This window comes from Candidatus Omnitrophota bacterium (assembly GCA_016929445.1).
Lineage (GTDB): Bacteria > Omnitrophota > Gorgyraeia > JAFGIU01 > JAFGIU01 > JAFGIU01.
In genome coordinates, this window is record JAFGIU010000001.1 from 1 (window position 1) to 26,102 (window position 26,102).

24 protein-coding genes are annotated in these 26,102 nt (G+C 55.2%); 11 read left to right on the forward strand and 13 right to left on the reverse strand.

Going from position 1 to position 26,102, the window contains the following annotated elements; genetic code table 11:
• The 5 genes from JW937_00005 to JW937_00025 form a co-directional block, all read right to left on the reverse strand.
• Positions 1–230, reverse strand: a 230-nt coding sequence (locus tag JW937_00005) for a PEP-CTERM sorting domain-containing protein (protein MBN1585793.1), incomplete at its 3' end; no start/stop codon positions are given.
• A gap of 32 nt (positions 231–262) precedes the next feature.
• The gene (locus JW937_00010; protein MBN1585794.1) at positions 263–1,246 is read right to left on the reverse strand and encodes a calcium/sodium antiporter; all 984 of its coding nucleotides are present in this window, start codon (positions 1,244–1,246) and stop codon (positions 263–265) included.
• The gene (locus tag JW937_00015; protein MBN1585795.1) at positions 1,243–1,581 is read right to left on the reverse strand and encodes a hypothetical protein; all 339 of its coding nucleotides are present in this window, start codon (positions 1,579–1,581) and stop codon (positions 1,243–1,245) included. The genes JW937_00010 and JW937_00015 overlap by 4 nt, the downstream gene beginning before the upstream one ends.
• Before the next feature lies 1 nt (position 1,582).
• Entirely contained in the window at positions 1,583–2,032 is a 450-nt protein-coding gene (locus JW937_00020; GenBank protein MBN1585796.1) for a DUF488 domain-containing protein, read from the reverse strand.
• A 3-nt stretch (positions 2,033–2,035) separates the two neighbouring features.
• A complete protein-coding gene (locus JW937_00025) occupies positions 2,036–3,832 on the reverse strand; it encodes a cation:proton antiporter (protein MBN1585797.1) in 1,797 nt (598 codons plus the stop codon).
• A gap of 38 nt (positions 3,833–3,870) precedes the next feature.
• Between JW937_00025 and JW937_00030 the strand changes: the two genes are divergently transcribed.
• Together JW937_00030 and JW937_00035 are read left to right on the forward strand one after the other, a co-directional pair.
• Positions 3,871–4,233: a hypothetical protein gene (locus JW937_00030; GenBank protein MBN1585798.1), complete on the forward strand. Its 363-nt coding sequence runs from the start codon at positions 3,871–3,873 to the stop codon at positions 4,231–4,233.
• 145 nt (positions 4,234–4,378) lie between these two features.
• The gene (locus JW937_00035) at positions 4,379–4,870 is read left to right on the forward strand and encodes a phosphate-starvation-inducible PsiE family protein (GenBank protein MBN1585799.1); all 492 of its coding nucleotides are present in this window, start codon (positions 4,379–4,381) and stop codon (positions 4,868–4,870) included.
• Here the strand turns inward: JW937_00035 and JW937_00040 are convergent.
• The 3 genes from JW937_00040 to JW937_00050 all read right to left on the reverse strand — a co-directional run bounded on the left by JW937_00040 (position 4,847) and on the right by JW937_00050 (position 9,723).
• The gene (locus JW937_00040) at positions 4,847–7,537 is read right to left on the reverse strand and encodes a cation-transporting P-type ATPase (protein ID MBN1585800.1); all 2,691 of its coding nucleotides are present in this window, start codon (positions 7,535–7,537) and stop codon (positions 4,847–4,849) included. The genes JW937_00035 and JW937_00040 overlap by 24 nt on opposite strands.
• 281 nt (positions 7,538–7,818) lie before the next feature.
• The gene (locus tag JW937_00045; protein ID MBN1585801.1) at positions 7,819–8,778 is read right to left on the reverse strand and encodes an RsmB/NOP family class I SAM-dependent RNA methyltransferase; all 960 of its coding nucleotides are present in this window, start codon (positions 8,776–8,778) and stop codon (positions 7,819–7,821) included.
• Between the two features lie 6 nt (positions 8,779–8,784).
• Positions 8,785–9,723 carry an RsmB/NOP family class I SAM-dependent RNA methyltransferase gene (locus JW937_00050; GenBank protein ID MBN1585802.1) on the reverse strand — a complete coding sequence of 313 codons (939 nt, stop codon included), beginning with the start codon at positions 9,721–9,723 and terminating at the stop codon, positions 8,785–8,787.
• A gap of 90 nt (positions 9,724–9,813) precedes the next feature.
• On the opposite strand from JW937_00050, the gene JW937_00055 reads away from it, so the two are divergent.
• From JW937_00055 to JW937_00095, 9 genes are all read left to right on the forward strand, one after another.
• Positions 9,814–10,425 (forward strand): Na+/H+ antiporter subunit E, encoded by a 612-nt coding sequence (locus JW937_00055; protein MBN1585803.1) that lies wholly within the window; start codon positions 9,814–9,816, stop codon positions 10,423–10,425.
• Entirely contained in the window at positions 10,422–10,691 is a 270-nt protein-coding gene (locus tag JW937_00060) for a pH regulation protein F (protein ID MBN1585804.1), read from the forward strand. The genes JW937_00055 and JW937_00060 overlap by 4 nt, the downstream gene beginning before the upstream one ends.
• Complete coding sequence (locus JW937_00065) at positions 10,688–11,011, forward strand: monovalent cation/H(+) antiporter subunit G (protein ID MBN1585805.1); 324 nt, start codon at positions 10,688–10,690, stop codon at positions 11,009–11,011. Before JW937_00060 ends, JW937_00065 begins: the two co-directional genes overlap by 4 nt.
• Positions 11,008–11,577 carry a DUF4040 domain-containing protein gene (locus JW937_00070; GenBank protein MBN1585806.1) on the forward strand — a complete coding sequence of 190 codons (570 nt, stop codon included), beginning with the start codon at positions 11,008–11,010 and terminating at the stop codon, positions 11,575–11,577. The genes JW937_00065 and JW937_00070 overlap by 4 nt, the downstream gene beginning before the upstream one ends.
• On the forward strand, positions 11,574–12,026 hold the full coding sequence (locus JW937_00075; protein MBN1585807.1) for a sodium:proton antiporter: 453 nt from the start codon (positions 11,574–11,576) through the stop codon (positions 12,024–12,026). The genes JW937_00070 and JW937_00075 overlap by 4 nt, the downstream gene beginning before the upstream one ends.
• Complete coding sequence (locus JW937_00080) at positions 12,023–12,382, forward strand: cation:proton antiporter subunit C (GenBank protein MBN1585808.1); 360 nt, start codon at positions 12,023–12,025, stop codon at positions 12,380–12,382. Before JW937_00075 ends, JW937_00080 begins: the two co-directional genes overlap by 4 nt.
• Positions 12,379–13,956 carry an NADH/ubiquinone/plastoquinone (complex I) gene (locus JW937_00085; GenBank protein ID MBN1585809.1) on the forward strand — a complete coding sequence of 526 codons (1,578 nt, stop codon included), beginning with the start codon at positions 12,379–12,381 and terminating at the stop codon, positions 13,954–13,956. Before JW937_00080 ends, JW937_00085 begins: the two co-directional genes overlap by 4 nt.
• A 75-nt stretch (positions 13,957–14,031) precedes the next feature.
• Positions 14,032–15,510 (forward strand): monovalent cation/H+ antiporter subunit D family protein, encoded by a 1,479-nt coding sequence (locus JW937_00090; GenBank protein ID MBN1585810.1) that lies wholly within the window; start codon positions 14,032–14,034, stop codon positions 15,508–15,510.
• Between the two features lie 251 nt (positions 15,511–15,761).
• On the forward strand, positions 15,762–17,420 hold the full coding sequence (locus tag JW937_00095; GenBank protein ID MBN1585811.1) for a Na(+)/H(+) antiporter subunit D: 1,659 nt from the start codon (positions 15,762–15,764) through the stop codon (positions 17,418–17,420).
• 32 nt (positions 17,421–17,452) lie between these two features.
• Here JW937_00095 and JW937_00100 read toward each other — a convergent pair whose 3' ends face one another.
• From JW937_00100 to JW937_00120, 5 genes are all read right to left on the reverse strand, one after another.
• Positions 17,453–21,727, reverse strand: a complete 4,275-nt coding sequence (locus JW937_00100) for a glycosyltransferase family 2 protein (protein MBN1585812.1) — start codon at positions 21,725–21,727, stop codon at positions 17,453–17,455.
• A gap of 159 nt (positions 21,728–21,886) precedes the next feature.
• Positions 21,887–22,180: a F0F1 ATP synthase subunit epsilon gene (locus tag JW937_00105; GenBank protein MBN1585813.1), complete on the reverse strand. Its 294-nt coding sequence runs from the start codon at positions 22,178–22,180 to the stop codon at positions 21,887–21,889.
• An 87-nt stretch (positions 22,181–22,267) separates the two neighbouring features.
• Positions 22,268–23,674: a F0F1 ATP synthase subunit beta gene (gene atpD / locus JW937_00110; protein MBN1585814.1), complete on the reverse strand. Its 1,407-nt coding sequence runs from the start codon at positions 23,672–23,674 to the stop codon at positions 22,268–22,270.
• A 12-nt stretch (positions 23,675–23,686) separates the two neighbouring features.
• The gene (gene atpG, locus JW937_00115; GenBank protein ID MBN1585815.1) at positions 23,687–24,589 is read right to left on the reverse strand and encodes an ATP synthase F1 subunit gamma; all 903 of its coding nucleotides are present in this window, start codon (positions 24,587–24,589) and stop codon (positions 23,687–23,689) included.
• Positions 24,589–26,100 (reverse strand): F0F1 ATP synthase subunit alpha, encoded by a 1,512-nt coding sequence (locus JW937_00120; GenBank protein MBN1585816.1) that lies wholly within the window; start codon positions 26,098–26,100, stop codon positions 24,589–24,591. Before JW937_00120 ends, atpG begins: the two co-directional genes overlap by 1 nt.
• Positions 26,101–26,102: the final 2 nt, after the last annotated feature.

Here is a 26,102-nt window from a genome sequence, read left to right on the forward strand (position 1 = left end):
AAGCCATAACGGTTCACATCCGCGCCCGTACCGACCCCGGCCGTAAGCAATGCTGCCTGAAGACTGGGAACCATGGTTTGGAGCCAGGCATGCTCTCCGCCCATGGAACTGGATTCATCCACAACCAACACAACATCCGCATAGGTTGCGGCAAAAACATTTGTGGAAAGCCCTAAAAGAAACCCAAGGGCCACGAAACCACCTAGAATATTTTTTAGTCTTCTTTTCATACCATCCCCCGATCATTCGTGAAGTATCCCATCTAAATTGAAGCAAAACTCGTGCCAAAAACCAAATAGGCAACGTACACAAGATAACACAACAGAAAAAATCCCCCTTCTAATCGTCCGATACGCCAGCCTGAGCGGAAGATAGGAAAACAAATGAAGCCAACAAGAATCATGACCGGGATATCCACCCGCAAAGCAATAGAAGAAACGGCCAGCCCTCCCGGAACCACCCATCCCGCAATCCCCAAAACAAAAGCAATGTTAAAAAAACAGCTGCCCACAATATTACCCACTGCCAAATCCCGGTGCCCGTGCACACTCGCCACAACCGAAGTCGCCAACTCCGGCAAGGAAGTCCCCACAGCCACCACCGTAAGCCCGATGACCAGTTCGCTCAGCCCCAAGGCGCGCGCCATGGACACAGCCCCATCGACCAACCAGTCCGCCCCGACCACAATCAGAACCAAACCGCACAAGACCATCCCCACATAAAAGAAAACGGGGCGCACGGGTTTGCCCCCTGTTTCGCTGTACTCCTCGTCAAGCTCTTGGGCAAGCGCATCGTCTCTGCGGCCCAGAGAAACCCTGCAGCCTGTGTAGAGCAGACCGCCCGCCACAAGAATCACCCCGTCCCACATGCCCAAAGCCCCGTCCAGAGACAAGACCCAGACCAGGACAAAGGAACCGGCCATAGCCGGCAAATCAAACTGATAAAGACGTTTGGAAACCGGCATGGCAGCCACCACAGCGGAAAGGCCCAATACAAGCAGAATATTCATGATATTGCTGCCAACGGCATTGCCCAAACCCACATCCGCGCGTCCGGCCAGCCCGGATTGCACACTCACGGCAAGCTCCGGAAGGCTTGTTCCATAAGCCACCACCGTCAGGCCGATCACCAAAGAAGACATGCCGACCAACGCGGCCAAGCGCACCGATCCGCGCACCAACACCTCGGCCCCGCCGACCAAAAGCACGAGACCTGCAATAAATAGTAGGAGCGCTAGGACGCTCACGGAGATAGGCCTTTCTGCATTTCAACCGACGCAATTTGGATTTGGCTACGGGCCTTCTCCATGATTTCCCGGGCCTTTTCGGACGCATCGTCTAGATTTTGCAACACATACAGAGCTACCGCATAGGCCTCCTGAAATTCCCGGGAACGGTAGAACTCGCGAGCCTGGAGGGTTAGGTAATCGGTCTTTTCCCGCAGGGTTTCAATACGCTGGGCAATCTGGATCGCTTCGTCCGCTGTTTGGGGACCCGCCTGTTGCCACAGATTCTGATTCTCAATCCAGTACCACTGAATCAAGCAAAAAGTCACGATGGACGCGATAAGGATCCGTTTCATGTCAAATGTGCCTGATCTGCAGTTTTCCCTCTTCCAGCTCCTTTAAACGCTCAGCGACCATGAGCCGGTGGCAGTGCGCCGGATCGCGGGCGCGGCCCATCAAACACACCTTCGCATATTTGGCGCTCTGCAAGACCGTATGCAGAGCCTCTCCCTGGCTGTGGAGATGTTTCATATAGACCTGGCGAAAGGACTGCCAATTGCCTGTTTCACAAAAGTCTTCTCGCGCGGCCCTAGGACTCCCCAAAGCCTCAATGTGCACATACCCAATCCCCTCGTGCGCCAATACTTGTTCCAAATTCTCACCCGAAAATTCGGACTTCACGGCCTTGGGGTCGAGCCGCAAATCGAACAGAATCTCAACACAGCTTGCCTTGAGGCGGTCCACAAAATCGCTCAAGTCCATGTCTTCACATCCGATCGTGCAAATCGATCTTCTTTCCGGATCCATGCATTACTCCAAGGGGCTGATCAAACTGATCAGAGTGTGGCGCTCCGGCCGCGGTGTGGGAGGATTGTCCTCGGTAAAGAATGTGAGCGCCCCGGTTTCATCAATCACACAAAGGGTTACGGCACGGTCCCCATACAAAGCTTGAAAATACTCGTAACCAAACTCCTTCGTCAACGTAGCCTTAGTGAGCACTGCCCCGGACAGAAAGCGCTTTTCCAAATCCGAGTAATTCGAGCGCGGGCCAAATAGAATGCGCCCCCTCAGGTGCCTCAGATGAGATCGCTGGCGTCCCGTATATCCCGTCTCCGGAGGGAGCTGATAGACCTCGGCCCTGCCGAAATCATCCACAAAATGCAGAGCCGCCAAAGAATTGACTTCGTCGTTGGAGGTCAGCGCCACTAAGCGGCCGAAGTCCTCAAAGTCGATTTCATCTTTCACGTAAGGCGACCGGATATCAATGCAATAGCTTTGAAGTCCCTCCTGCTGCGCGAGTTCCACATGCTCGCGGTTGGTATCCACCAACCCGACCAAATAGCCTTCGTCGTGCAAAAACTTGGCCAAGTAGCGAGCCCAGTCATGCGCCCCGACCAGAAGCATCCCCTTGGCGCCGGAGCGCTGAATCTGCAGCCATCGCGCCAAAGGCCCCCCGAAGATACCATAGAAAAGCACGGTGATCACAATCACCACAAAAGTGACATTGGAAATTTCTTCGGCCCGGGCATAGCCTCTTTCCGCCAAACGCAAGGTAAAGAGAGTGGCCATTGCTGCCGCCACAATCCCCCGCGGAGCCATAAAAGCCAGGAAGATCTTTTCTTTGATATCAAAGTCGGAGCCCTTGGCCGACAGAAATACCGCAGCCGGCCGCACGACAAGAATAAGGAAGAAGACAAAAAGGAGATTGCGCCAAGTCAGAAGCTGCAAGAATCCTGCGTGCAGACGCGCGGCCAAAATAATAAAAAGCATGGAGATAATCAGAACGCGCAGATTCTCTTTAAACTCAATAATGTGTTTGACCACCACGCTTCCCTGGTTAGCCAACACAATGCCCATCACCGTAACGGCCAACAAGCCGGATTCGGCCTGGAGCATGTTGGAGCCCGCAAAAACCGCCACAACGGCCATGAGCGTGAATGCGCTCTGCAGGAACTCGGGAATCAGATAGCGCTGCAGCATAAGCACCATAATCCACGCGCCCAGGGTCCCCACCGCCGCCCCGGCCAAAACCGTCTGAGTCAACCCCATGACTGCCAGGGCCGTGGCTTTTTGCCATCCTCCCACCAGAATCCCTTCAAAGACTAAGACCGCGAGGATGGCCCCGATGGGGTCGTTGAGCATGCCCTCCCACTTGAGGGCTGAGGAAATGCGCTGAGTAGGCCTTACCTGACGGAGCAAGGGGCCGATCACCGTGGGGCCGGTCACCACCAAGGTCACACCCAGCAAAAGAGCCAAAGAGAAACTGAGGTTCAGCAGAAGAGAAGCCGCAAGAACGGTCAAACCTGCAGTCACCACAATACCCACGGTAATGAGGTTGCGGACCACCCCCCCGACCACACGCAATTCCGAAAGGTTTAGGGAGAGACCCCCCTCAAAAAGAACCAGGGCAACCGAAATGGAAACTACCGGGAAGAGCAGGTCCCCCAGGAAATGGTCGGGATTGAGAAAGCCCGTGACAGGACCTGCCACAAAGCCGAATAGGAGCAAGAGCAGGATGGCCGGCAAATGCATCCGCCAGGCCAGCCACTGGGCCGTCACCCCCAGGATAAGGACGCTCACAAGATCCGCAAGTAAAGGATTAATCAAGGGTTACTCCAGGGCACAATCAATCATATAATAATTCCATGAAACTCTCACCCATCGTCATCGCAGGTCTTCTCGTCAGCCTGGGCCTCACGGTCTTCGGATGGACCTGCATCCAAGTGTATCAATACCAGGTCCATCAGCTCCCTGGAGTCGTGCCCCCGGAGGTGGCTGAGAAGCTTGCCCAAGGACTGGTCAGCTTTTGCGTGGCTGCCAGCATTCTCGCCCTGGCCACAGGCATCCATATCGGTCAACGCGCCGCAGGTTCCCGCTACAAAATGCTGGGCCGCGTCCTTTCGGTAACACTGATTGTGTTGGGACTGGTCACGCCATTCTTCGCCTGGCGCGCAGGAGAGATTATCTCCACGCAAGGAAAGATGTGGGCAAGCTTAATAGGAATTTAAGTTCATTATTGCGCCCACCTCAGTCTCCCACCGGCTGCACAGACACACCGCAGGCTGGTTGCAAGAATCCCGTTAATAGTGTTCAATATGCTTGTTCTGATCTTAGCTATTCGGATATCCTCATCACTGTCAACCGAGAAGAACCATGGAAGATTTTCAATCTGAGCAAGAAGTATTCGTAGATAGGGCCCACGATTCTCCGCTCATACGGAAACTTGAAGCAGCGATTCGTGTGGCAGTGCGCGCCCTTGCCGTTCTGATGACCGTCGTCATTATCTTGGGGGTCGTCGATGTTATTTGGGTGCTTTACGAAAAACTTATGAGCCCACCCAAGTTTCTGCTTCAGATTAGTGATATATTGGCCACGTTTGGGGCCTTCATGGCAGTCTTGATCGCCATCGAAATCTTTGTCAACATTACAATCTATCTGAGAGAAGATGTCATCCATGTCAAAATCGTTATGGCCACAGCTCTTATGGCCATAGCCCGAAAAGTGATCATCTTGGACATGAAAGAAGTCCAGGCTGCTGATTTGTGGGGGCTGGCAGGGGTTGTGTTAGCTACCAGCATCGCATACTGGATTGTCGTGGTCTCGCCGGGAAAAGAGAGTTCTTCAGGCGCGACGAAGCTGCATTGATTTCCTAAGCTTTTTTTCCAATCCCACCAGAGCGTAGATAGCCAGGCCGACCCCAAAGCCTTTTGCCCATCCAACCCATCCAACCGGATGGCTATGAAACAGGTAGTTCATCGGCGGCAGATAAGCATATAAAGCATGAGCCAACAACATGGCGCCGATACCGACCCATATCCACAAGTTCGAGAAAATGCCGATCTCCAAAATAGATTTATCCAAGGAGCGGCAGTTTAGGAGATAGAAGAGTTGACCCCACACAAACACGCCCACTGATACCGTTCTGGCCGCTTCAACGTTTCCACCCATCCAAATCGCAAGCTCAAAAAGACCAAAGGCCCCGGCCATCAGGGCAACTCCAACCGTGAATAGACGGATGAGCATATCTGGACTCAAAAGCGCGGCGCTGGGATCTCTGGGAGGTTTGTTCATGATATCCGGTTCCTTAGCTTCGAATGCAAGCGACAACCCCAAAAAGATAGCCGTCGTCATATTGATCCATAGAATCTGAACAGGCAAAATCGGTAGCGGCAGACCGGTTAATATGGCGGCAAAAATGACCAGCCCCTGGCCCAAATTTGTAGGCAGAATCCATGCAATGAATTTTTTCAAATTGTCAAAAACTCCTCTACCTTCCTCTATCGCCTTTTCAATCGTCGAAAAATTGTCATCGGTCAAGATCATGTCAGCAGCCTCCTTAGCCACTTCCGTACCTGAAATGCCCATTGCGATTCCAATATCAGCCCTTTTAAGGGCTGGGGCATCATTGACCCCATCGCCGGTCATTGCAACGACATGCCCCCGTGCTTGAAGCGCCTCAACAATTCTCAGCTTCTGCTCAGGGGTAACACGGGCGAAAACACTGGTCTCCTCGACACAATCGATGAGGCCTGCGTCGTTAAGCTTTTCAAGTTGGGAGCCTGTCAGAGCAACGATTCTCTTTCCCTCTTTTGACGGCCGGCCTAAACCAAGCTCTGCCGCAATTGCATGTGCTGTGACCACGTGATCACCCGTAATCATTTTGATATCAATTCCGGCACTCTGGCAGACTGCCACCGCACTAATGGCCTCTGCCCGGGGAGGATCAATCATCCCCTGCAGGCCGATAAAACTCAGCCCAGAGGAAATCGAATCATGGTTAAGCCTAAAATCAGCATCACGGACACCCATCTTTGCAAAAGCCAGCACGCGCAATCCGCGTTCTGCCATCTGCTGTTGGTTTGCCAAGGCTTTCTCGCGAGCCGCTTTGCTTAGCTCGCATCTCTCCAGGATCTTTTCAACAGCTCCTTTCACATAAACATTCTTGCTGTGCTTCTGAGTATCCTCTGTAACGACTGCCATGTACTGGTATTGAGATTCAAAGGGAATCGAGTCTAATCTCTTCGTATGCGCATCCAACTCAGATTTCTGGATCCGTGCTTTGGCTGCAGACACAATAAGCGCCACTTCAGTCGGATCTCCCTGGGCCTTCCAGAGTCCTCCCTCATTAACCAGCTGGCTATCGTTACACAACAAACCAGCCATCATACATTCTCTAAGGGAAGCATCGTCCAATGGGGCGCCTGCCGAAGACAAAACTTCACCTTCAGGCTGATAGCCAGAACCCGTCAATTGGTAGAACTCCCCCCCGGCAAAGACCTCCGTGACGGTCATTTGATTCTCGGTCAGAGTGCCGGTCTTGTCAGAGCAGATAACTGTTGTGCTACCCAACGTCTCCACAGCAGGCAACTTGCGAATCAGGCTCCCCTTTTTGGCCATTCTATTAACACCAATTGCGAGGGTAATGGTAACCACCGCCGGCAAACCTTCCGGGATTGCCGCCACCGCAAGCGCAACGGCAGCAATAAAGGTCTGTACCATCTCTTGGCCTCGTAAAATTCCTATCGCAAAAGTGACTCCAGTGAGCCCCAATATCCAATAAAGCAATATGTGGCTGAATCGCTCAATCTTCTTTGTCAGAGGTGTCTGCAACTCGTCAGTCGCCTCCAACAATTCGGAGATCCTTCCAACTTCTGTTTGGTGACCCGTAGCAATAACTAACCCTCGAGCCTGACCAAAGGTCACAAGGGTAGAGGCGTAGGCGATATTCTGGCGATCCGCCAATAAAGTCTCCTGAGGAAGCGTTTCTTGTGACTTCTGGACCGGAGCGGATTCTCCTGTCAAAGAGGCTTCTTCTGTCTGGAGATTATTTACCTCGATAAGCCGCACATCCGCTGGAACTTTGTCACCTGATTGGAGATAAACCACATCCCCTGGGACGATTTGGTCGGAAGAAATCACGCATTTTTCTCCCGAGCGCAAAACAGTCGCCTGTGTGATCACTGTTTTTGCCAAAGCCTCAATAGCCTGGACCGCTTTGGCCTCCTGAGCAAAACCTATAACTGCGTTGATGATGACTACAGCCAATATGACGGCTGCGTCCACAGTCCCTTTAAACAGAGCTGTAACAATAGCTGCTGCAAGCAGAATATAGATCAGAGGCTGATGAAACTGGAGAATAAATCGAACAAAAGGACTCTTGCCTTTTTTCCCTTTGAGGAGATTCGCCCCAAAATGGGCTCTCCGGTTTTCAATCTCAAACCTGTCTAAGCCACGATTAAGATCCACTTCGAGAATTTGGACCACTTCCTCTGTTGGTAAGTGATGCCAGTGCTTGCCAAGTAACGTATACATCCTCTTTAAACCTCCGATTTCTACAACATCAGGAAAAGTCTGACTTTAATGGGCTAACGCTGCGCTGTATCATATAATAACCCCACGAAACTCTCACACATCACCCCGGGCGGGTCAATCGCAACCAGAATCCTGGTCTGGATATTGCATGAGAACTCCATAGAGCAATTCCTCCACAAGCATTCATGCCAGATGACGCGCAGTTGGAAAGCCGCTGAGGGCCCGGCAATTCAATAGATGGTCTGGGGCAATTTGCCGGGGTTTTAGATTACAGGACACGGCTATCCATAGATCTCGTGGGCTGCCCTCTTGCGCAGGCGCAGGATGCAAAATCCGTCCAAGACCGCGCTGGGCAGGATGCGCCAGAACTTGCGCGTTTCAGGATGGAGTTCCTTGCCGTCCCAGTGAATGAGCCCCTGCTTGCCGCGAGGCAAGGGTATGTCGAGCTTGTCCACCTCTACCTGTCCTCCAATGCGTCTCAGGACCCAGTCCAGAACCAACTCATTCTCCTCGGGAGCAAAGGTACACGTGGAATAGACCAGGACCCCACCCGGCCTCAGGGCATTAACTCCGGCCAACAGAAGCCTTTTCTGCACTCCGGCCATCTCCTTGATTTTGCGGGGCGACCAATAGCGATAGGACTCCTTCTTCGCCAATAAGAAACGGCCTTCGGAACTGCAGGGAGCATCCACTAAGACCCGGTCAAAACAATTTGCGTGAGTACGCCCAAAGGCCGCGCCGTTCTTGAGAGTGCACTGCACAATACCCGAGGCTTGCTGCTCCACATTGGCTTTGAGTCTGAAGAACCGCTTCCGGTTCTTGTCATTGGCCACGATTTCTCCGCGACCCTTCATCATGCAGGCCAACTGCGTGGTCTTGCTCCCCGGGGCCGCCGCCATATCCAGGACCTTCTCTCCGGGCTTCGGATCCAAAATCAACACAGGTAACATGCTGGAGAGCCGTTGGATATAAATCTCACCGTTGCGAAAGACACTCGTGCTCTGCAAATCGCGTATCGTCCCGGTACGCAAAATAAAGGCACTGGGATACCACGCCACAGGAACCGCATCGACTTTCTCCCGGGCCAGGCGGGAACGCACCTCGTCCGGACGCACATCCAGCCAGTTAATGCGAAAGGTGACGGGCTTAGGAACTAAAAATGTCTGGACAACGGATTCGTAGATATCAGCGGGGAAGATACGCTGCAGGCGCTGCAAAAATTTGGGGGGAAGAGCCGGCATAGAAAACTACCGCTTTCGCAGGCGGGCTAAGAAAAGGCCTTCCAAGACCGCGGAAGGCAACACCCGCCGCACCTTAGACAGCTCCGGCAAATACTCCGTCCCGGACCATTGGCACAGGCCCCCGGACACATTGGGGATAGGCAATTCAAACTCCTCCAGTTCGACGCGGCCGTCATTCTCCTGGAGCACCGTGTTCACCACAGCCTCGTTCTCCTCAGGCGCAAAGGTGTTCGTGGAATAGACCAGGACCCCGCCCGGCTTCAAAGCCTGCACACCGGCGCGGAGCAGGCTGAGTTGACCGGGCACCATGGCGCCGATCTCCTCTTCACTCCAAGACAGATAGGTGCGCGGATCGGCCAAGTAGAAGCGGCTTTCCTCCGTGCTGCCGGCATCCACCATCACCTTGTCAAAGCAATCGCCGTTGGCAGCGGCAAATTCGGAGGCATCTTGGTGAACGCAGGTTACGTTGCCCGCCTCTTGCATGCGCACGCCCGCACTCAAGTCGCGAAAACGCAGGCGATCCTTTTCAGCGGCCACTAACCGTCCCTGGCCCCGCATCAAACAGGCCATTTGCGTGGCTTTGGCCCCGGGCCCTGCTCCCAAATCCAGGACCTGCTCCCCGGGCTGGGGGTCCAGCACCAATGCCGGCAACATCTGAGACAAGGTCTGCACGCAAATATCCCCGCTGCGGAAGCTCGGGGTCCGCTCCAGCTCGCTGATCGAACCCAGGCGCAAGATAAAGGCCCCCGGGTACCAGGCCACGGGCACAACCTCCAGTCCCTGGGAGGAAACACGCAGCCGGATCTCCTCCGGATGGAGGCCCGCGCGATTAAGGCGAAAACTCGGGGGTTTGGCAAAGGTAAAGGTCTCCAGGACCGCGATCTTACGGTCTTGGGGAAGGATCTGGCGGAGCCGGTCTAGAAATTGGCTTGGGATCTCTGGCATATAAGGTTTCCGGCATCGACTAAGAATGCGCTGTCTGTATAATAGTATGATTCTGTTTTGGCCGTCCACTGGTGAAAGGATTAGACCCCTTTGTTTTCCGAAGGTCCCAAGACTCCAATCAAGCATTCCCGTGCCTCCGAGGCTGTTCACGAAATCATGGCCGGCCTGGCCATGTTCGGGCTCTGGGTGAGCCTCTCCGGAAAGCTCGACCGCTTTCACCTGCTCATGGGCGTCTTGAGTGCGCTCATTGTGGCCCGGCTTACCGGCCCGCTCCTAACAACTCGAGTACACGGGCAGAAAGGAACCCGCGAAGAGTACCTCACAAGCCATCCCGGCATGTGGCTGAGATTCTGGGCCTATGTGCCCTGGCTTATCCGGGAAGTGATCCTGGCCAACATTCATGTGGCCCTGCTTGTTCTCCGGCCCAAATCCGCTCTTGATCCCCTGATTCTCCGCTTTGGCACAAACCTGGATTCGGATCTGTCTCAAACGACGCTGGCCAACTCCATCACACTGACTCCGGGGACTATCACAATCGAGGTCGAGGAAAGCGGCGAGTTTCTGGTACACGCAATCACACCCGCAGCCGCGCAAAGCCTGATGACCCTGGACATGCAGAGCCGCGTGGGACGCATCTTCAAATTGCCCAAAGGCCAGGACCTGCCCCGGATTGCGCGAAAGCATGAGGAGATGGACCTGTGAGCGATTTCTTCACCTCCCTCTGCTTTGTGATCATTCTCTACATCCTCTTTCTCTTGTACCGCGCCTTGCGGGGCCCCACGCTCTTTGACCGGCTCCTGGCCGTGGGCACCATGGGCACCAAAACCGTTGTCCTCATCTGCTTGTTGGGGTTTGCTTATGGCCGTATTGACATGTTCGTGGATATCGCCATTGGCTACGCCCTGCTCAACTTTATCGGGACCATTGCTTTTGCCAAGTATTTGGAGAGAAGAGGTTCAAGCATATGACGGCCTTCAGCCTGGTTCTCGTCTGTTTAGGAATGCTCGTGTTAGGCCTGGGATCCCTGGGTGTGTTGCGGCTGCCTGATCTCTATTCCCGCGTGCACGCGGCAGGAATGTCCGACACCCTGGGCATTAGCTTGCTCTGTCTGGGGCTGGCCCTGCACCACGGGTGGAGCATCGATAGCGTAAAGCTGGCGCTGATCCCGGTTTTTCTCTGGCTGGCAAACCCTGTGGCAACGCACGCGGTTGTGCACGCTGCTTGGCACCGCGGGCTTAAGCCCTGGACTCTCGAATCCAAGCCCGGACATGAGGAGAGCCAGCTGTGATCCTGCTTTACATCCCCCTGTTTGCGCTTTTGGTGCTCCTGGCCGTTGCCTCGCTCACGACCCGGAGTCTGACCGGAGCAGCCATGCTGCTCGGTTTCTTCAGTTTTGTGATCGCCTCCCTGTTTGCCGTCATGGATGCGGTGGATGTGAGCTTCACCGAGGCCGTGGTCGGGGCCGCCATCTCATCTCTCTTTTTTATAGCCGCGTTAATGCGCATGCCTAAGCCCACGGGCATCAGCCGACCTATCTCCCCAGGAGATGTGTCTCCTGAGAGTCCGAAAACCTCCGGGATCGTCCTCACGCTTGGCACCCTGGCGGGCTTCGGGATCTTGTTGATGCTTGCCGCGGCCGCGTACCCGGACTTTGGGAGTTCCGTGAATCCTGCCATGCAACATGTGGCCCCCGAATATATCGAACGCGCCTATGACGACACCCACACGCCCAACATGGTGACCGCCGTGCTCGCCGACTACCGGAGTTATGACACCTTGGGAGAAACCACGGTGGTCTTTACGGCCGGCATGGCCGCGTTTCTTCTGCTCGGGGGAAGGACCAGGAAATCATGATCACAAAACACACCAGCCTCGTGGTCAACCAAAGTTGCCGGATCATGCTGCCCTTTATCCAGCTCTTTGCGCTCTATGTTATCGGTCACGGGCATTACAGCCCGGGCGGAGGATTCCAGGGCGGCGTGCTCTTGGCCGCGGCAGCCCTGCTTTTGAGACTCACGCTCGGCCCCGGGCCTGCGGGCCGCTTGGCCCGCCCGGCCATTGCGCCTCTTTTGGGCGCAGCCGGAGTCATGATCTACGCCGGGACCGGTTTGCCGGCCCTGCTGTACGGATTACCGTATCTGGACTATCACTGGCTGGCAGAGGCCATGGGCGCACACTCCCATGCCGGGCTGGCTGCGTGGCGCGGCCATGGCATCCTCATGGTGGAAATCGGCGTGGGCCTGGCTGTTTACTCTGTGCTTGCCCTGATCTTTGATGCGTTGGTGGGGAGGGCGGAAGCATGATCGCATTTTTCACGGACCGTTACGCCTATATCGCCACCGTGGTGCTGCTCTTGATCGGGCTGGGAGGAATGCTCCTGCACCCCAACCTTTTGAAAAAGCTCATCGGACTGGGGATTTTCCAGTCCGGGATTATCCTCTTCTACATCAATGTCGCGGCCAATCACCAAGGCACAGTCCCCGTACTCATGCAGGGCGTGAAAGATGCGCATTACACAAATCCCTTGCCGCATGTCCTGATGCTCACCGCCATTGTGGTGGGGGTCGCAACGCTGGGCGTGGGACTGGCCCTTTTGATTTCCCTCCACAGCCGGTACAAAACTCTCGAAGAGCCGCAGCTTCTGGAAAGCCTTAAATGACCCTCGTCCATTACCCCTTGCTCACGGTCTTCATACCCCTGTTTGCGGCGGTTCTGATCCCGCTGCTCGCATGGAAACGGCCGCATGCGGCGTTTGGGCTTGCGCTCTCGGGCAGCTTAGGTTCTGCGGCTTGTGCTTTGGCCGGGCTTCGTTACGTATTGATGAACGGCCCCTTGTCCTATGCCATCGCCAGCTGGGCCCCTCCGCTGGGCATTGAGTACGTGCTGGATCCTATTGCCGGGTACGTGAGCAGCGTGATTGCCTGCGTTGCCGCGGCTGTGGTGCTTTTTACCAAGGCCCGCATGTTGCCTCGGCTCGGTGCGCGGGCGGGAGCTTTCTATGCCCTGGTGCTGCTGCTGATCGCGGGGTTGTTGGGCATAGTCATCACCGGAGACCTGTTCAATCTCTATGTGTTTTTGGAAATCTCCTCCTTGGCCGCCTATGCACTCATCGCTCTCGGCAGCGCGCGTTCCGCGTTTGCGGCCTTCCGCTACCTGCTCTTGGGGACTCTGGCCGGCTCCCTCTATTTGCTCGGAGTCGGACAGCTTTATGTGCTGACCGGCACGCTCAACATGGCGGATATGGCAATGCTCTTGCCCGGGGTGTGGAGTTCCCCTGTGATCCAGCTCGGGCTGATTTTAATTGTGAGCGGCCTGTGCTTGAAGATGGCACTCTTTCCTTTGCATACCTGGTTGCCCGATGCCTACAGCTATGCGCCCACGGGTATTTCTGCGCTGATCTCCTCGACCATGAGCAAGGTGGCGGCCTATGCGCTGGTGCGCGTTTTGTTTTGGGTCTTTAATGCCGGGCACGGGAATTACTGCGACCCTGTCCTGCAAGTAATCGCCGGACTCGGAGCAGTGGCCATCGTGGCAGGCTCCGTGCTGGCTATTGCTCAACAAGAGTACAAACGCATGCTCGCCTACAGCAGCGTGGCGCAGGTGGGCTATATCGCCGTGGGGATCGGGATGGCCAATCCCTGGGCCTTGACCGGCGCGCTTTTCCATATATTGGCCCATGCCGTGGCCAAGGCCTTGCTGTTCTTGGTGGGGGGACAGGCGCAGGGGCCGGAGACGGTTCTGGGACCGGAAGAGCCTGACACCCTCCCCATCCGTTCCTTAACCGGACTGGGCAAACGGCAACCTATGGTGGCAGCCTGCTTTACCGTGGCAGCACTCTCCATGGTGGGCGTACCGCCGCTGGCCGGGTTTTTCAGCAAGTGGTATTTGGTGCTGGGCGCATTGCACGGAAGGCATTGGGTCCTCCTTATTGCCATTCTTTCGAGCACTCTGCTCAATGCCGTCTATTTCTTCCGCATTTTGGAGCGTATGTATTTGCACGCAGGGGCCAGGGAGGTATCTCCGGAGGAGATACGTCCCTGTGAGTCAAATGCTGAGGGACACACCTCTGCAGACCTTAAGGGACGCATCTCCTCCGGAGATACGTCCCTCCCCGAGGCTCTGGCGATAACGATCCCCATCGTGGGCTTGGCGATCGCCGTGCTGGCTGCGGGCGTTTTGAGCTCGGGGATCGTATCCGGTGTAATTTTGAAGGGAATACAGGGAATCCTATGACAGGGACGGTTCCCGCCAGCCCTTTTTGCTACAGCGGGTTATGTGAGAACCGTCCCCGGCATCTGAGATAACAGAATGAACCAGACGACATCCGCTATACCAATTTTAGCAGTGGCTGTGAGCCTCGCCGCTGTGCCGCTTATTGTGGCCAGCAGCCGGCGGCCGAACCTGCGTGAGTTCTGGACCCTGGCAGCGGCAGTGATCAAGTTCGGGCTGGTCTTTTCCTTGCTTGGCCCAGTCCTCAGCGGTGAAACCCCCATCGCGCGTTTGGGCTCCCTGGCCCCGGGACTTCCCTTATATCTGCGCGTGGACGCCTTTGGACTCTTCTTTGCGCTGGTGGCTTCTGCCTTGTGGATACTCACCTCCGTCTATTCCATTGGATATATCCGCGGACTGGACTCGCCAAAGCAAACCCGGTACTTTGCCAGCTTTGCCGTATGCCTGGGCTCGACCATCGGCCTTGCCTTTTCCGGAAATCTCATCACTTTCCTCATCTTCTACGAAATGCTATCGATAGCGACTTATCCACTAGTTATCCACAAGGAGAATCAGGAGTCCCTCGCCGCAGGGCGTAAGTATTTGACCTATGCCCTGAGCGCCGGACTCCTGCTCATCCTGGCCACAGCCTGGACCTCCCAACTCGCGCCCACATTGGAATTTAAGGCCGGGGGCTTCCTGGTCCCCGCTATGACCGGCAAGGGTGAGCTTCGTATCTTGTTTAGTTTGTTTATCTTAGGTGTCGGAGTCAAAGCAGCCATCATGCCCCTGCATTCTTGGCTGCCCACCGCCATGGCCGCGCCCACCCCTGTGTCCGCGCTGCTGCACGCCGTGGCCGTGGTCAAGGCCGGGGTCTTTGGGGTGGTCCGGGTGGTGTTCTTTATTTTTGGTCCCAACACCTTATCCTCAATCGGGGTTGCGGATATTTTGGCCTGGTCTGGGGCCATCACCTTTGTGCTGGCGAGCTTTGTAGCGCTGCGCCAGGACCATCTCAAGCGACGGCTTGCCTATTCCACCATTGGCCACCTTTCTTATATTGTGATGGGGGCTGCGGTGCTGACGCCTGCGGCCCTGACCGGAGCCACCCTGCACCTGGCCTTTCACGCAGTCATGAAGATCACCCTCTTTTTCTGCGCCGGGGCCATTTACGTAAAAGCCCATTTGGAGAATATCTCGGATATGGACGGGCTGGGCAGGCAAATGCCCTTTACCTTTGGGGCGTTCACCGTCGGGGCCCTGGGGCTGGCCGGCGTGCCTCCTGTGTGCGGCTTTGTCAGCAAGTGGTACCTGGGCAAGGGCACGGTGGATGCCGGGGACTTCTGGTTCCTGGGCTTTCTCCTGTTGAGCGGGCTGCTCAATGCCGCGTATTTCTTCCCCGTGTTCCTGAGGGGATTCTTTGGAGCGCCTGCAAAGGAGATACGCGTAAACGAGGCCTCGGCTCCGATGGTGGTGCCGCTGACGATCACAGCCGCGGCCGCCTTGGTGTTGGGAATCGCCCCCAATGCCGTGTTTCACTTTGTGGACTTGGCTCAGCTCGTGGTCAAGTCCGCATTCTGACCCGGTGTGACCCGGTGTCAGGCACTGGTGCCAGGCACCGGTGTCAGGCACCGTGATTGGAGAAATATGATGACGGTCACGTCGTTTCCTGGATTTTGGTCGGTATTCGGGCTCATCGGATGCTTGGTCATCATTGTGGTGAGCAAGTGGATGGGAAAGCTCTTCCTGCAAAAAGATGAGCATTACTACTCAGGGGCTAGGGACGGTTCTCAATCGTCTGGCAGCCTCCCTAACAGTCGAGAAGCGTCCCTGTGACTTTACACCCTGCACTACCCCTGCTTTTGGGAGCGGTCTTTCTCTGGGTCTTGCCGCCAAAGCTGCGCCCATGGCTCAGTGTGCTTGCCGGGGCACTGGCCCTCTGGATGATCACGGGCCTCGGCGCAGAGTCCTCGCTGTCCCTAAATCTGATGAGCTTTAATCTGCAGCTCCTGGCCGTGGACAAGCTCAGCCGCGTGTTCGGTTTTATCTTTGCGCTCATCACGGCCCTCGGATCTGTCTACGCCCTGCACAACAAGGATGCCAAGGAACAGACAGCCGTCCTCCTGTATGCCGCAGGCACTCAGATTGTGTGCTTTGCCGGGGATCTGCTCACCCTGTATGCGGGATGGGAGGTCATGGCCGTAACCGCAGCCACCCTGGTCTGGCTGCGCCGTAACCCGGAATCCCTGGCCGCCGGCCTGCGTTACCTCCTCATGCACCTCTTTGGCGGCACGGTGATGCTGGCCGGGATCCTTTTGCACTGGAATGCCACAGGCTCTCTCGCCTTTGTGGGGGCCCATTTTAGCGGCCTTTCAGGCGGAATGATCCTGTTTGGTTTCCTCCTGAACGCGGCTGTACCGCCTTTGGGGGCCTGGCTCCCGGACGCATACCCTCAAGCCACGGTCACAGGCACGGTCTTCCTCAGCGCCTTTACCACCAAGGCCGGAGTCTACTGCCTGGCACGCGCCTTCCCGGGCACGGAACTTCTATTGTGGCTGGGGGTGATGATGGCTCTGTACGGCGTGGTGTTTGCGGTCCTGGAAAACGATATCCGCCGCCTCTTGGGCTATCACATCATTTCCCAGGTGGGATACATGGTCGCAGGAGTGGGCCTGGGCACAGAAATGGCCATCAACGGCGCCACGGCACACGCCTTTTGCCACATCCTCTACAAAGCCTTGCTCTTGATGGGTGCAGGCACAGTGCTCTACTCCACCGGAAAATCCAAACTCACCGAACTCGGCGGCCTGTACAACCGCATGCGCCTGGCCTTTTGGCTCTATATGATCGGCGCCTTTTCGATCAGCGGCTTCCCTCTTTTCAACGGATTCATTTCCAAGAGCATGGTCGTGGCAGCGGCTCATCACGAACACCACTACTGGATGTTCTACGGCCTCCAGCTCGCTTCCGTAGGAACCTTCTTGAGTATCGGCCTCAAACTGCCCTGGTTTGCCTGGGCGGGCAAGTCGCTATCTCCGCTGGAAGTCAAACCTCTACCGCAAAATATGGTTTGGGGAATGGGGGCTGTTGCCGCGCTTTGCTTTGTTTCAGGCGTGATGCCGGCTCTCTTGTATCCGCACCTGCCTTATGCCGTGCATTACCAACCCTACACAGCGCATCATCTCGCGGAGATGATGCAAATCTTGATCTTCACGGCCGCCGGATTCTTCTTGCTTCTCAAGAAACTCAAAATCCAAGACACCCTTACAGTTGATACTGATTGGTTCTACCGAAAACCAGGCCTGGCTGCCGCAAGCGCCTTGGTCGGAGGCGTTAACGCGGTCTTCTCCAAGAGTCTTCAGGCACTGCTCAACGCCGCCCACGCAATTGTGCTGCCTGTCTGGAATCCGGATGAAAACCGGATGTCCCTGCAAAACTCCGGCATGCTGCTGATCCTATTCCTGGTTGTCTTGGGAATTTTGTGTTTGTGAGGATTTCAGTGTTTTGTGGCGCAAAGTGGACGTTACAATCCCAGTTCAAGAATGCCGGCAGTATTTGCCTGCTCTAAGAGAGTGTCTGAAGCATTGTAATTTCTATACCCCTGCCCGCCGGAATCCTCACCAGCCCTCAGTTGCTTTACAAGCCTTTGAACAACCACTGTCATCCCGATCCGCTTCGGGCCTGCGGTCTTGATTTCCATTGCATTAAGACGTGTGATTGCCCCTGCCGCATTCGCTGAGTTTTCCAAAATATCCAGAATCGTGGCGACATCTTGAGCATGCGCTCCCAGAATCGCGGCCTCGATCCCCTGGTTCATCAAGTCGAATCTCTCCCAGAGCATTACCACCAGGTCCTTTCTCATCCGCAGTTGGTGCGCATAGGCGATTATGGTTCCAAGAAGGTCTGTATTCACGACACCGTGTTTTCTCAAGAAGGCAACGACAGGATCTCTCTTCACTGCTTCTTGTCCAAAAAGCAAAATATTCGCCGCTGCCACAGCGAGATCTCCGCGCTCAAAATCCCTGTGTTCCAATTCCTCCCCCACCTCTTTCAGGAAATCAACAGCCGATAAAACTCTTATCTTGCCCACCTGATCAAAAAACGCTCCGGAATCGCTGTGCAAAAACCTTTCGTACTCATGGTCCAAGGCAGCCGCAATGTTTTCTCCGGTATTGGGGTCCACGGAAGCTTCCGTCATTAAGAACTGCACCTCGTTAATCCATAACAAGGCCTCACGCACAATTCGGGCCTTGCCCGAATCGGAGTAGACATAATTTGTCTGCATTTGATCGAATGCTCCCTCACTAAAGAGTGGTTGGCTTGCTCCACCCAAAGGAAACAGGCTGTTGACCAGCCTTAACGTCCGAAAAAAGCGTTCTCCGGGGATCTCATCCTGATCCCCTGGGGACATGGAGGCGCGCACATTTCCGGCAAGCCCTTCCAGATCTGCCAGATCTGCCACATCCTCAAATCCCATATCCTGCATCAGCTGCTGCCGGTCCGCACGCTGAGTGAACCAGTCCTGCTGTTCCAGTTCAGCCAAGGCCACAGCCGCAAATCGGGCCCTGGAAACATCGGGATGATCTTGATTCTGCCCGGCAATATCAATCCATTTCAAGATCAAGAGGATAATACTGTCCTGCTTCAGGACATCATGCACACCCAGTTCGCCCAGGATTTGCCTGACTCCAGGGTGGATCAACGGAGAACCTTCTTGAAAAGCACGATCAAATAATTGCGCTGCCAAGCTCGCCAATTCAACATTCTGTTGCCAATCCCAGTACACGCCGGCTAGAGCTTTCAGCTGCCTTGAACTGTAGTCAAAAGGATTATCCGGGGCATCCAGCCCTTGCCCGGATCTCTGGATTTTTTCGAAGGCTTCCGATACCTGGGCAGTGACGAACTCAAGGTCCTTCCACCTCTTGGTAAGGATGGCGTTAACGGCCCTGTCTTCCATAACTTTGAGCGCCACACTTTGCGACAGAGTAGCTTCAAAGGTTTGCACAAAAGCGGTCGCATGCAGAGCTGCTTCTTGTGGATTCACTACAGCAACGGCATAGTCCTCCTGCAGGAGCATATACTGATGCTGCACAAGGTAATTGGCCCATTCAAGAATTTCAGTCTTAAGCAGCGCATACCGCACACCGTCCCCGCTGGTTGCCGCCTGCATGACATCCCTGACAATATCCGAAGGCATAAGAATCCCCGGAATCCGGAGGTCTCGCAAACGCTCCGCATAGACTTCCCGGCGAACCTGCTCATAGGCTTCCCCAATTCTGGAGCCCGTTGTCTCAACCAGGGCTTTTATACGAACATATGTCTCCGCGTCTTCCTTCTCGCTGGGAATATCGTTGCGCCGGACATGATCTTCCAACCACTGCCTGCTTTCTCCATAAAGCTGAAAGAGCGTGGCCAAGTCCTTGGCGCGCACCAGCGCTTGCAGGCGCAGCTCAAAGGAATCCGACGGCAGGCCTCTCGTGGGATCGTGGGACAGGCGCGCAAAACTCGATGCCAGGGAATGGCTCCAATTCATGGGAGGAACCCGAGACATCCCTTCAAACACAGCGCCTGGAAGCAATTCAAGATTCTCGAAGATCTCTTCAAAGAGAGCCTCCAGCTGCACCTCTTCACTGAGATTTGAAGCCAGGTAAATATCGAGGCCGCCACCCTCTCGCGGAATACTACAGGCTGTGGCCAATTGGCCGGGATTGGGCCCCAGATTACTCTGAGGACTGATGAAGAGACGAACTTCCCGACGATCTAAAGAGCGCGCCAGAACCTCCAGAATTTGGGACTCCTTTTCTGTCACACTGCCGGATGCAGTCCACCCGGAAAGCTTGGCTCGAACGGCTTCTGCATGATCCCCGCCTGCTTCGTATTCCCTCTGGGCCCCCATCCTTGCCCGGACTCCCATTTCTTTATTGGCTGCTTCGCGCTGGGAGCCGGACGAAAAGGCGGCCATATAGCCTGAGGCGACTAACCCAGCCGCTTTTTGTTCCTCCGTGCGCCGGTAAGCTTTCCCGGAAACATAGCTGACCCCTTGAACATTGGGTACTGGAAGACGGTGATCTATCCCCCGCACTCCGTCTGTCATCCCTTGCAGCACAGCCCATGAAGCCCTAGGTTTGCCGGAGCGAATTCCACGAAGCACTCTCACTGCGTTTATGGCCGAATACTGAAACAGCCATTTAAGTGAAACCCCTCCAAAACTTCGCACCACAGCAATGTGGTTTCGCGCGCTATTCCTTAGCACGAATGGACTGGAAGGGCCTCCCGTGCTTCCTCCTCCCCGGGTATGCTGAACTCGGCTGTCACTGACCAGCACTGTGCACAATCCTGCATCTTGCAACTTCCCTCCCAGAAAGCTTTCCTCAGCATAGGCAAAAAAATGGCCTGGCCAGCCTCCAATCCCGTGCCAGACTTTTTCCCTAATAAGAATCGCCGCTCCAGAAACAGTATCCACCGTCATTGCTGGTTGAGAAGGATCGATCGTGCGAATCCCCGGCCGTTTTAACCATGTGCTCCCTAGAAATCTGGATCCCGCATTAAGAATCTCGTCCGGCTTCTCCAAGGAGACAATGACACTGCCAAGCACCCCGATGTCATCTGCGGGCACGTCCTCCGCTCCCTCCTGAAGCACACGCACTAAGGCGGCAAGAGCGCCTGGTTGAACCGCCGCGTCGTTATTCAGACACCATATTGCCTCCGCGACCAATACATCGCACCCGAATTCAGCAGCAACATTGTGGCCTTCATCAAAACCCAAATTCGTATCAGACCGCAGCAGGTGGGTCGCGCACAGATTCGGGAACTTCTCCAGGAGGCTTGCTTTGTGTGTTTCATAAAATTTATCCTCAGTGGACCCGTTGTCCAGTATCACGAGTTCCACATAGGGATACTCAAGTTGCTCCAGACTCCGGAGCAACTTTTCTGTCTCCTTCCCGCCATTCCAATTGAGTGTGGTGATCACAATCTTCGGAGGGGCGTTCAAAGAAAACAGTTCTGCGGAAAAGGATCGCAAGTCAAATGAATTCTCCACGACAATCCGGCCGGAAAGGACATCGTAGCGAACGGGTATTCCCTTGACTAAGATGGCTTGCCCCTTGATCCACTTACTCCAGACTGCGGGCCAATTCCCGGACAAACTCTTGCCAAAGGCCGGAACCTCATCTGGACGCAGAATTCCCATTTCAAGAAGTTGATCGGACAGCATTGTCTTTGCTTTGGCGGAGCGGATACCGTCTCCCAAAGCCATTTGCCTAAGAAGAGAAAGGCGAAGATCTTTGACATACCGCCGGTGACCCGCATAGTCGTGAGGAGCAAGATGTTGCAAGCGTATATCAAAAGCCTTCCGGACATCCGCATTTAGATAGTGATGCGCAGCACAAATCGCGCGGGGAATTGCGGCAGAGTTAATTTCAGGAAGCAGGCACTGAAGGTCCCACTCCAGGAGATCTTTGAGGACATCTTCCAGGGGAATTAACTCACCAGAACCATGACGATCAAAAGCAGTCAAAAGCGCCTTACGAAACGCTTCCGCCATGACAGGCGCATTGTCGATTCTCCGAGACCACTGAATCGGCTCCGCAGTTGAGGCAGCGGCCTCCATTACCTGTATCATTCTCTGCATTGCGGGACCGGCATCCTGTCCCATAACGGGGATATTCACAGAAGGAGGAATGCAGGCAGACTCCCGCATCTGCGCCCAGCCGGGAGTGATGCTGGTCACCAAGAAGACTTGCGTAAATAGGAGTGCGACGAGGCGTGTGGCTGAATTGCTCATGACATTAGGGGACACATCTCCGTTGGAGATATGTCTCCTGAAGCTCGGAGATAGCTGCCCCTATAGATTTAGGGAAAAGTGTAGCATGGGCACCGCACTAAAACAAGGTATAATAAAAGTCTTTTTCCAAAAGACAACAAACCCTTATCACTATTACTAACAACGGGTTACATATTAAGCGTAAGGGCCCGCGACTGCGGCGGACTCCCCTTCCACGCTCTCCAGGAGCAGTGTCAGGGTATTCCGGGCCATCTCCAGCACGCCGGGGCCTACCTGGAGGGACTGCCAACTGCCTCCGGCAGGCTGGTACCGGAGAGATCCGCCGGCAAGGGCGGAGACCAGGGGAGCATGATCCGCCCAGACCCCGATCGCGCCTTGGGTCGAAGGCGCAATCACGGAGGTGACTTGGCCTTCATACGCCATGCGGTCAGGGGTGAGGATGTTGAGGGTAAAGGGTTTCGTTGACATATCACTGGGTCCCGTCATCCCGAGGAGCAAAGCGACGTGGGGATCTTTGTTCCGCAAAGACCGCCACGCTGCGCTCGCGGTGACAATCTACGATTGCTGTTTCAACTGTTCGGCATTCGCGATGACTTCTTCAATATCCCCTGCCATATAGAAGGCCTGCTCAGGCAGAGTATCGAATTCGCCGTTCACCAAACGCTTGAAGCTTTGGACCGTATCCTCCAGCTTCACAAACTTACCCGGGCGCCCTGTGAAGGGCTCAGCCACAAAAAACGGCTGCGACAAAAAGTTCTGGATCTTGCGGGCGCGCATGACTACGGCCTTGTCTTCCTCGGAAAGTTCGTCCATGCCGAGAATTGCGATAATATCTTTCAAGTCTTTGTAGCGCTGCAAGGTGAGCTGGACTTCGCGGGCTACTTGGTAGTGCTCCTCTCCCACAATGTGCGGATCCAGAATACGGGAAGTCGAGTCCAGAGGATCCACGGCAGGATAAATTCCCAACTCCGCAATCTGGCGGCTCAACACGCTCGTGGCATCCAAGTGCACAAAAGCTGCGGCGGGAGCAGGGTCAGTCAAATCATCAGCCGGCACATAGATGGCCTGCACGGACGTGACAGACCCCTTCTTGGTCGAGGTGATTCGCTCCTGGAGTTCCGCCATTTCCGTAGCCAAGTTAGGTTGGTAACCCACCGCTGAAGGCATGCGGCCCAAGAGAGCGGAGACCTCCGCGCCCGCCTGCGTAAAACGGAAGATATTGTCGATAAAGAGCAGCACATCCTGGCCCATTTCATCGCGGTAATACTCCGCCATACTCAAGGCCGAAAGCGCCACGCGCAAGCGCGCGCCCGGGGGTTCGTTCATCTGGCCGAAGACCAAGGCGGTCTTTTTGATAACCCCGGAATCATTGAGCTCATGCCATAAATCATTGCCTTCACGGGTGCGCTCTCCCACTCCGCCAAACACCGACACACCACCGTGCTGGGTCGCAATATTGTGGATAAGCTCCATCACCACCACGGTTTTACCCACACCGGCTCCTCCAAAAAGGCCGATCTTCCCGCCCTTGGGATAGGGCGCAAGCAAATCGACCACCTTGATACCGGTTTCCAAAACGGAACTCACGGGCAGCTGATCCTCAAAAGAAGGCCCGTCCCGGTGAATCGGATAAGTTTGACCGGGATTAGCCACCGGCCCTTGCTCATCAATGGGTTCCCCCAGGAGATTGAACATGCGGCCCAGGCATTGATCTCCCACAGGCACCTGGATGGGCTCGCCCGTAGCCCTTGCCTCCATCCCGCGCACAAGTCCGTCCGTGGAGGCCATGGCAATACAGCGCACCATGTTGTCCCCGGTATGTTGGGCCACCTCCAGGGTAAGATTGATGCCCTTTTCCTTGTCTTCCACAATCAAGGCATCCCGCATCTTGGGTAAATGTCCGGCTTCAAAACGCACGTCCACGCTGGGACCGATGATTTGGGCGATGGTTCCGTTGCTCATAATAGAATTCCTTTAACTCAGCGACTCCGCGCCGGAAATGACTTCGATTAATTCCCTTGTAATATTGGCCTGGCGCGCCTTATTGCGCTGCAGCACCAAGGCATCCAAAACCTCCGTGGCATTGTCCGTGGCTTGGCGCATGGCTGAAACACGAGCCGCTTGTTCGGAGGCAAAAGACTCCAGTAAGACCAAACGCAGCAAAGCCCTTAAGTATTGCGGCAGCAAGCTCTTCACCACGCTCTCCCGATCAGGCTCCACCAGATAGTGTAATTGCGCCCCGTCAGATTGCTTGGCCGCATCGCCACTCGCGCCGACGGTCTCAGCAACCAGGCGCTCCGGATCGATGGGCAAGAGCTGCTTAACAGCCGGCGCATAGCGCGAGGCGCTCTTGAAGTGCGTGTGCGCCGCAAACACTTCCTGGACTTCTCCCTTGGAAAAGAGCTCCACAGCCAGGTCTGCCAACCCGGAAAGAACCTCTTCATTTATCTGGCCGCGAAGGTCCGTCCATTGAGCCCTGATTTCACCCAAGGGACGGCGCCGGCAAATGCTCACACCCTTCTTACCCACCAGCGCGAAGACACTTATAACACCTGGATCTTCATGGATGAGCTCCTGGACATGTTTGATCAAATTCAGGTTATAAGCCCCACAAAGCCCGGTGTCTGAAGTGAAGACCAAATACAGACGTCTCCGGATTTCCTCGGACTTCAGCAGAAACGGATGTTCACCAGGTTCTGCGCCTGAAAGCAACCGCGCCACAATGCCCTCAAGGCTGCTCTGGTAGACCTGATATGTAGACAGCGCCTTCTCAAAGATTTTGAGTTTGGCGCCCGCCACCATGCGCATGGCCCGTGTAATCTGCTTGGTGTTTTCAACGCTGCGAATGCGGCGGCGGATCTGCCTGAGAGTGGCCATTATGTCTCCACAAACTTGGCCTTGAACTCGGCGATCGCTTTGTCCAGCTTCTGCGCAATCGCATCGGATACCACCTCGTCCTTGGCAATGGTGTGAGGGATGTCCGCGTAGCGCTCATGAATAGACTTGCGCAGACCCTTATCAAATTCGGCTATCCGGGAAACATCCAAGTCATCCAGATAGCCTTTCACCCCGGCATAAATGGAAACAACCTGCTCCTCCAAACTCAGCGGCTCGTACTGCGCTTGCTTGAGAAGCTCTACCATGCGTTCACCGCGCGTCAGCTGCGATTGGGTGGACTTGTCCAGCTCCGTGCCGAACTGCGCAAAACTGGCGAGCTCCCGATACTGAGCCAAGTCCAAACGCAAACGGCCCGCAACCGTCTTCATGGCCTTGGTTTGGGCGTTCCCGCCCACCCGCGAAACCGAAAGCCCCACATTAATGGCCGGACGCACGCCGTTATAAAAAAGATCGCTCTCCAAATAAATTTGTCCGTCCGTAATGGAAATAACATTGGTGGGAATATAGGCGGAAACGTCTCCGGCTTGAGTCTCAATAACCGGCAGCGCAGTCAAGGAACCGCCGCCCAGGTCATCCCGTAGCTTAGCCGCGCGCTCCAAAAGCCTGGAATGTAAATAGAAAACATCGCCGGGATAGGCTTCGCGTCCGGGCGGACGCCGCAAAAGCAAGGAAAGCTGGCGGTACGATTGGGCGTGCTTGGATAAGTCATCGTAGATGACCAAGGCATGCCCACCGTTATACATGGTCTCTTCGCCGATTGCGCAACCAGCGTAAGGAGCAATGTACAAGAGCGGGGCGGGATCGTCGGCCGAGGCAACCACAATGGTGGTGTATTCCATGGCCCCGTGTTTTTCCAAAGTGTCGGCCACACTGACCACGGAAGAAAGTTTTTGGCCGATCGCAACATAGATGCAGTGAACATTCCCGCTTTTCTGATTGATGATCGTGTCAACGCCGATCGCGGTCTTTCCGGTTTGGCGGTCGCCGATAATCAACTCCCGCTGTCCGCGGCCGATCGGAATCATCGAATCAATGGCCTTGAGTCCGGTCATCAGGGGTTTCTTCACAGACTGCCGCGCAATCACTCCGGGCGCGCGCCCTTCCAAAGGCCGGGTACTCTTTGCCGGCACAGGTCCCTTGCCGTCTATCGGCCGCCCCAAAGGATCCACGACCCGGCCCTTCAGAGCTTCACCCACAGGAATCTCCACAAGTTTGCCTGTGCGCTTAACGGTTTGGCCCTCCTCAATCTCCGTGTCGTCTCCCAGAATTACCACACCCACATTGCTCTCTTCCAGGTTTTGGGCCATACCCAAAGTGCCGTCCTCAAATTCCAGGAGCTCGCTGACCTGACAATCATCCAACCCGTAAACGCGAGAAATCCCGTCGCCGACCTCCAGGACCGTGCCTACAGAATCCACCCGCATCTTTTCCTGAAATCCCTCGAGCTCCTTTTGGAGTATGGAGGTGACTTCCTCGGGCTTTAGTGCCATTT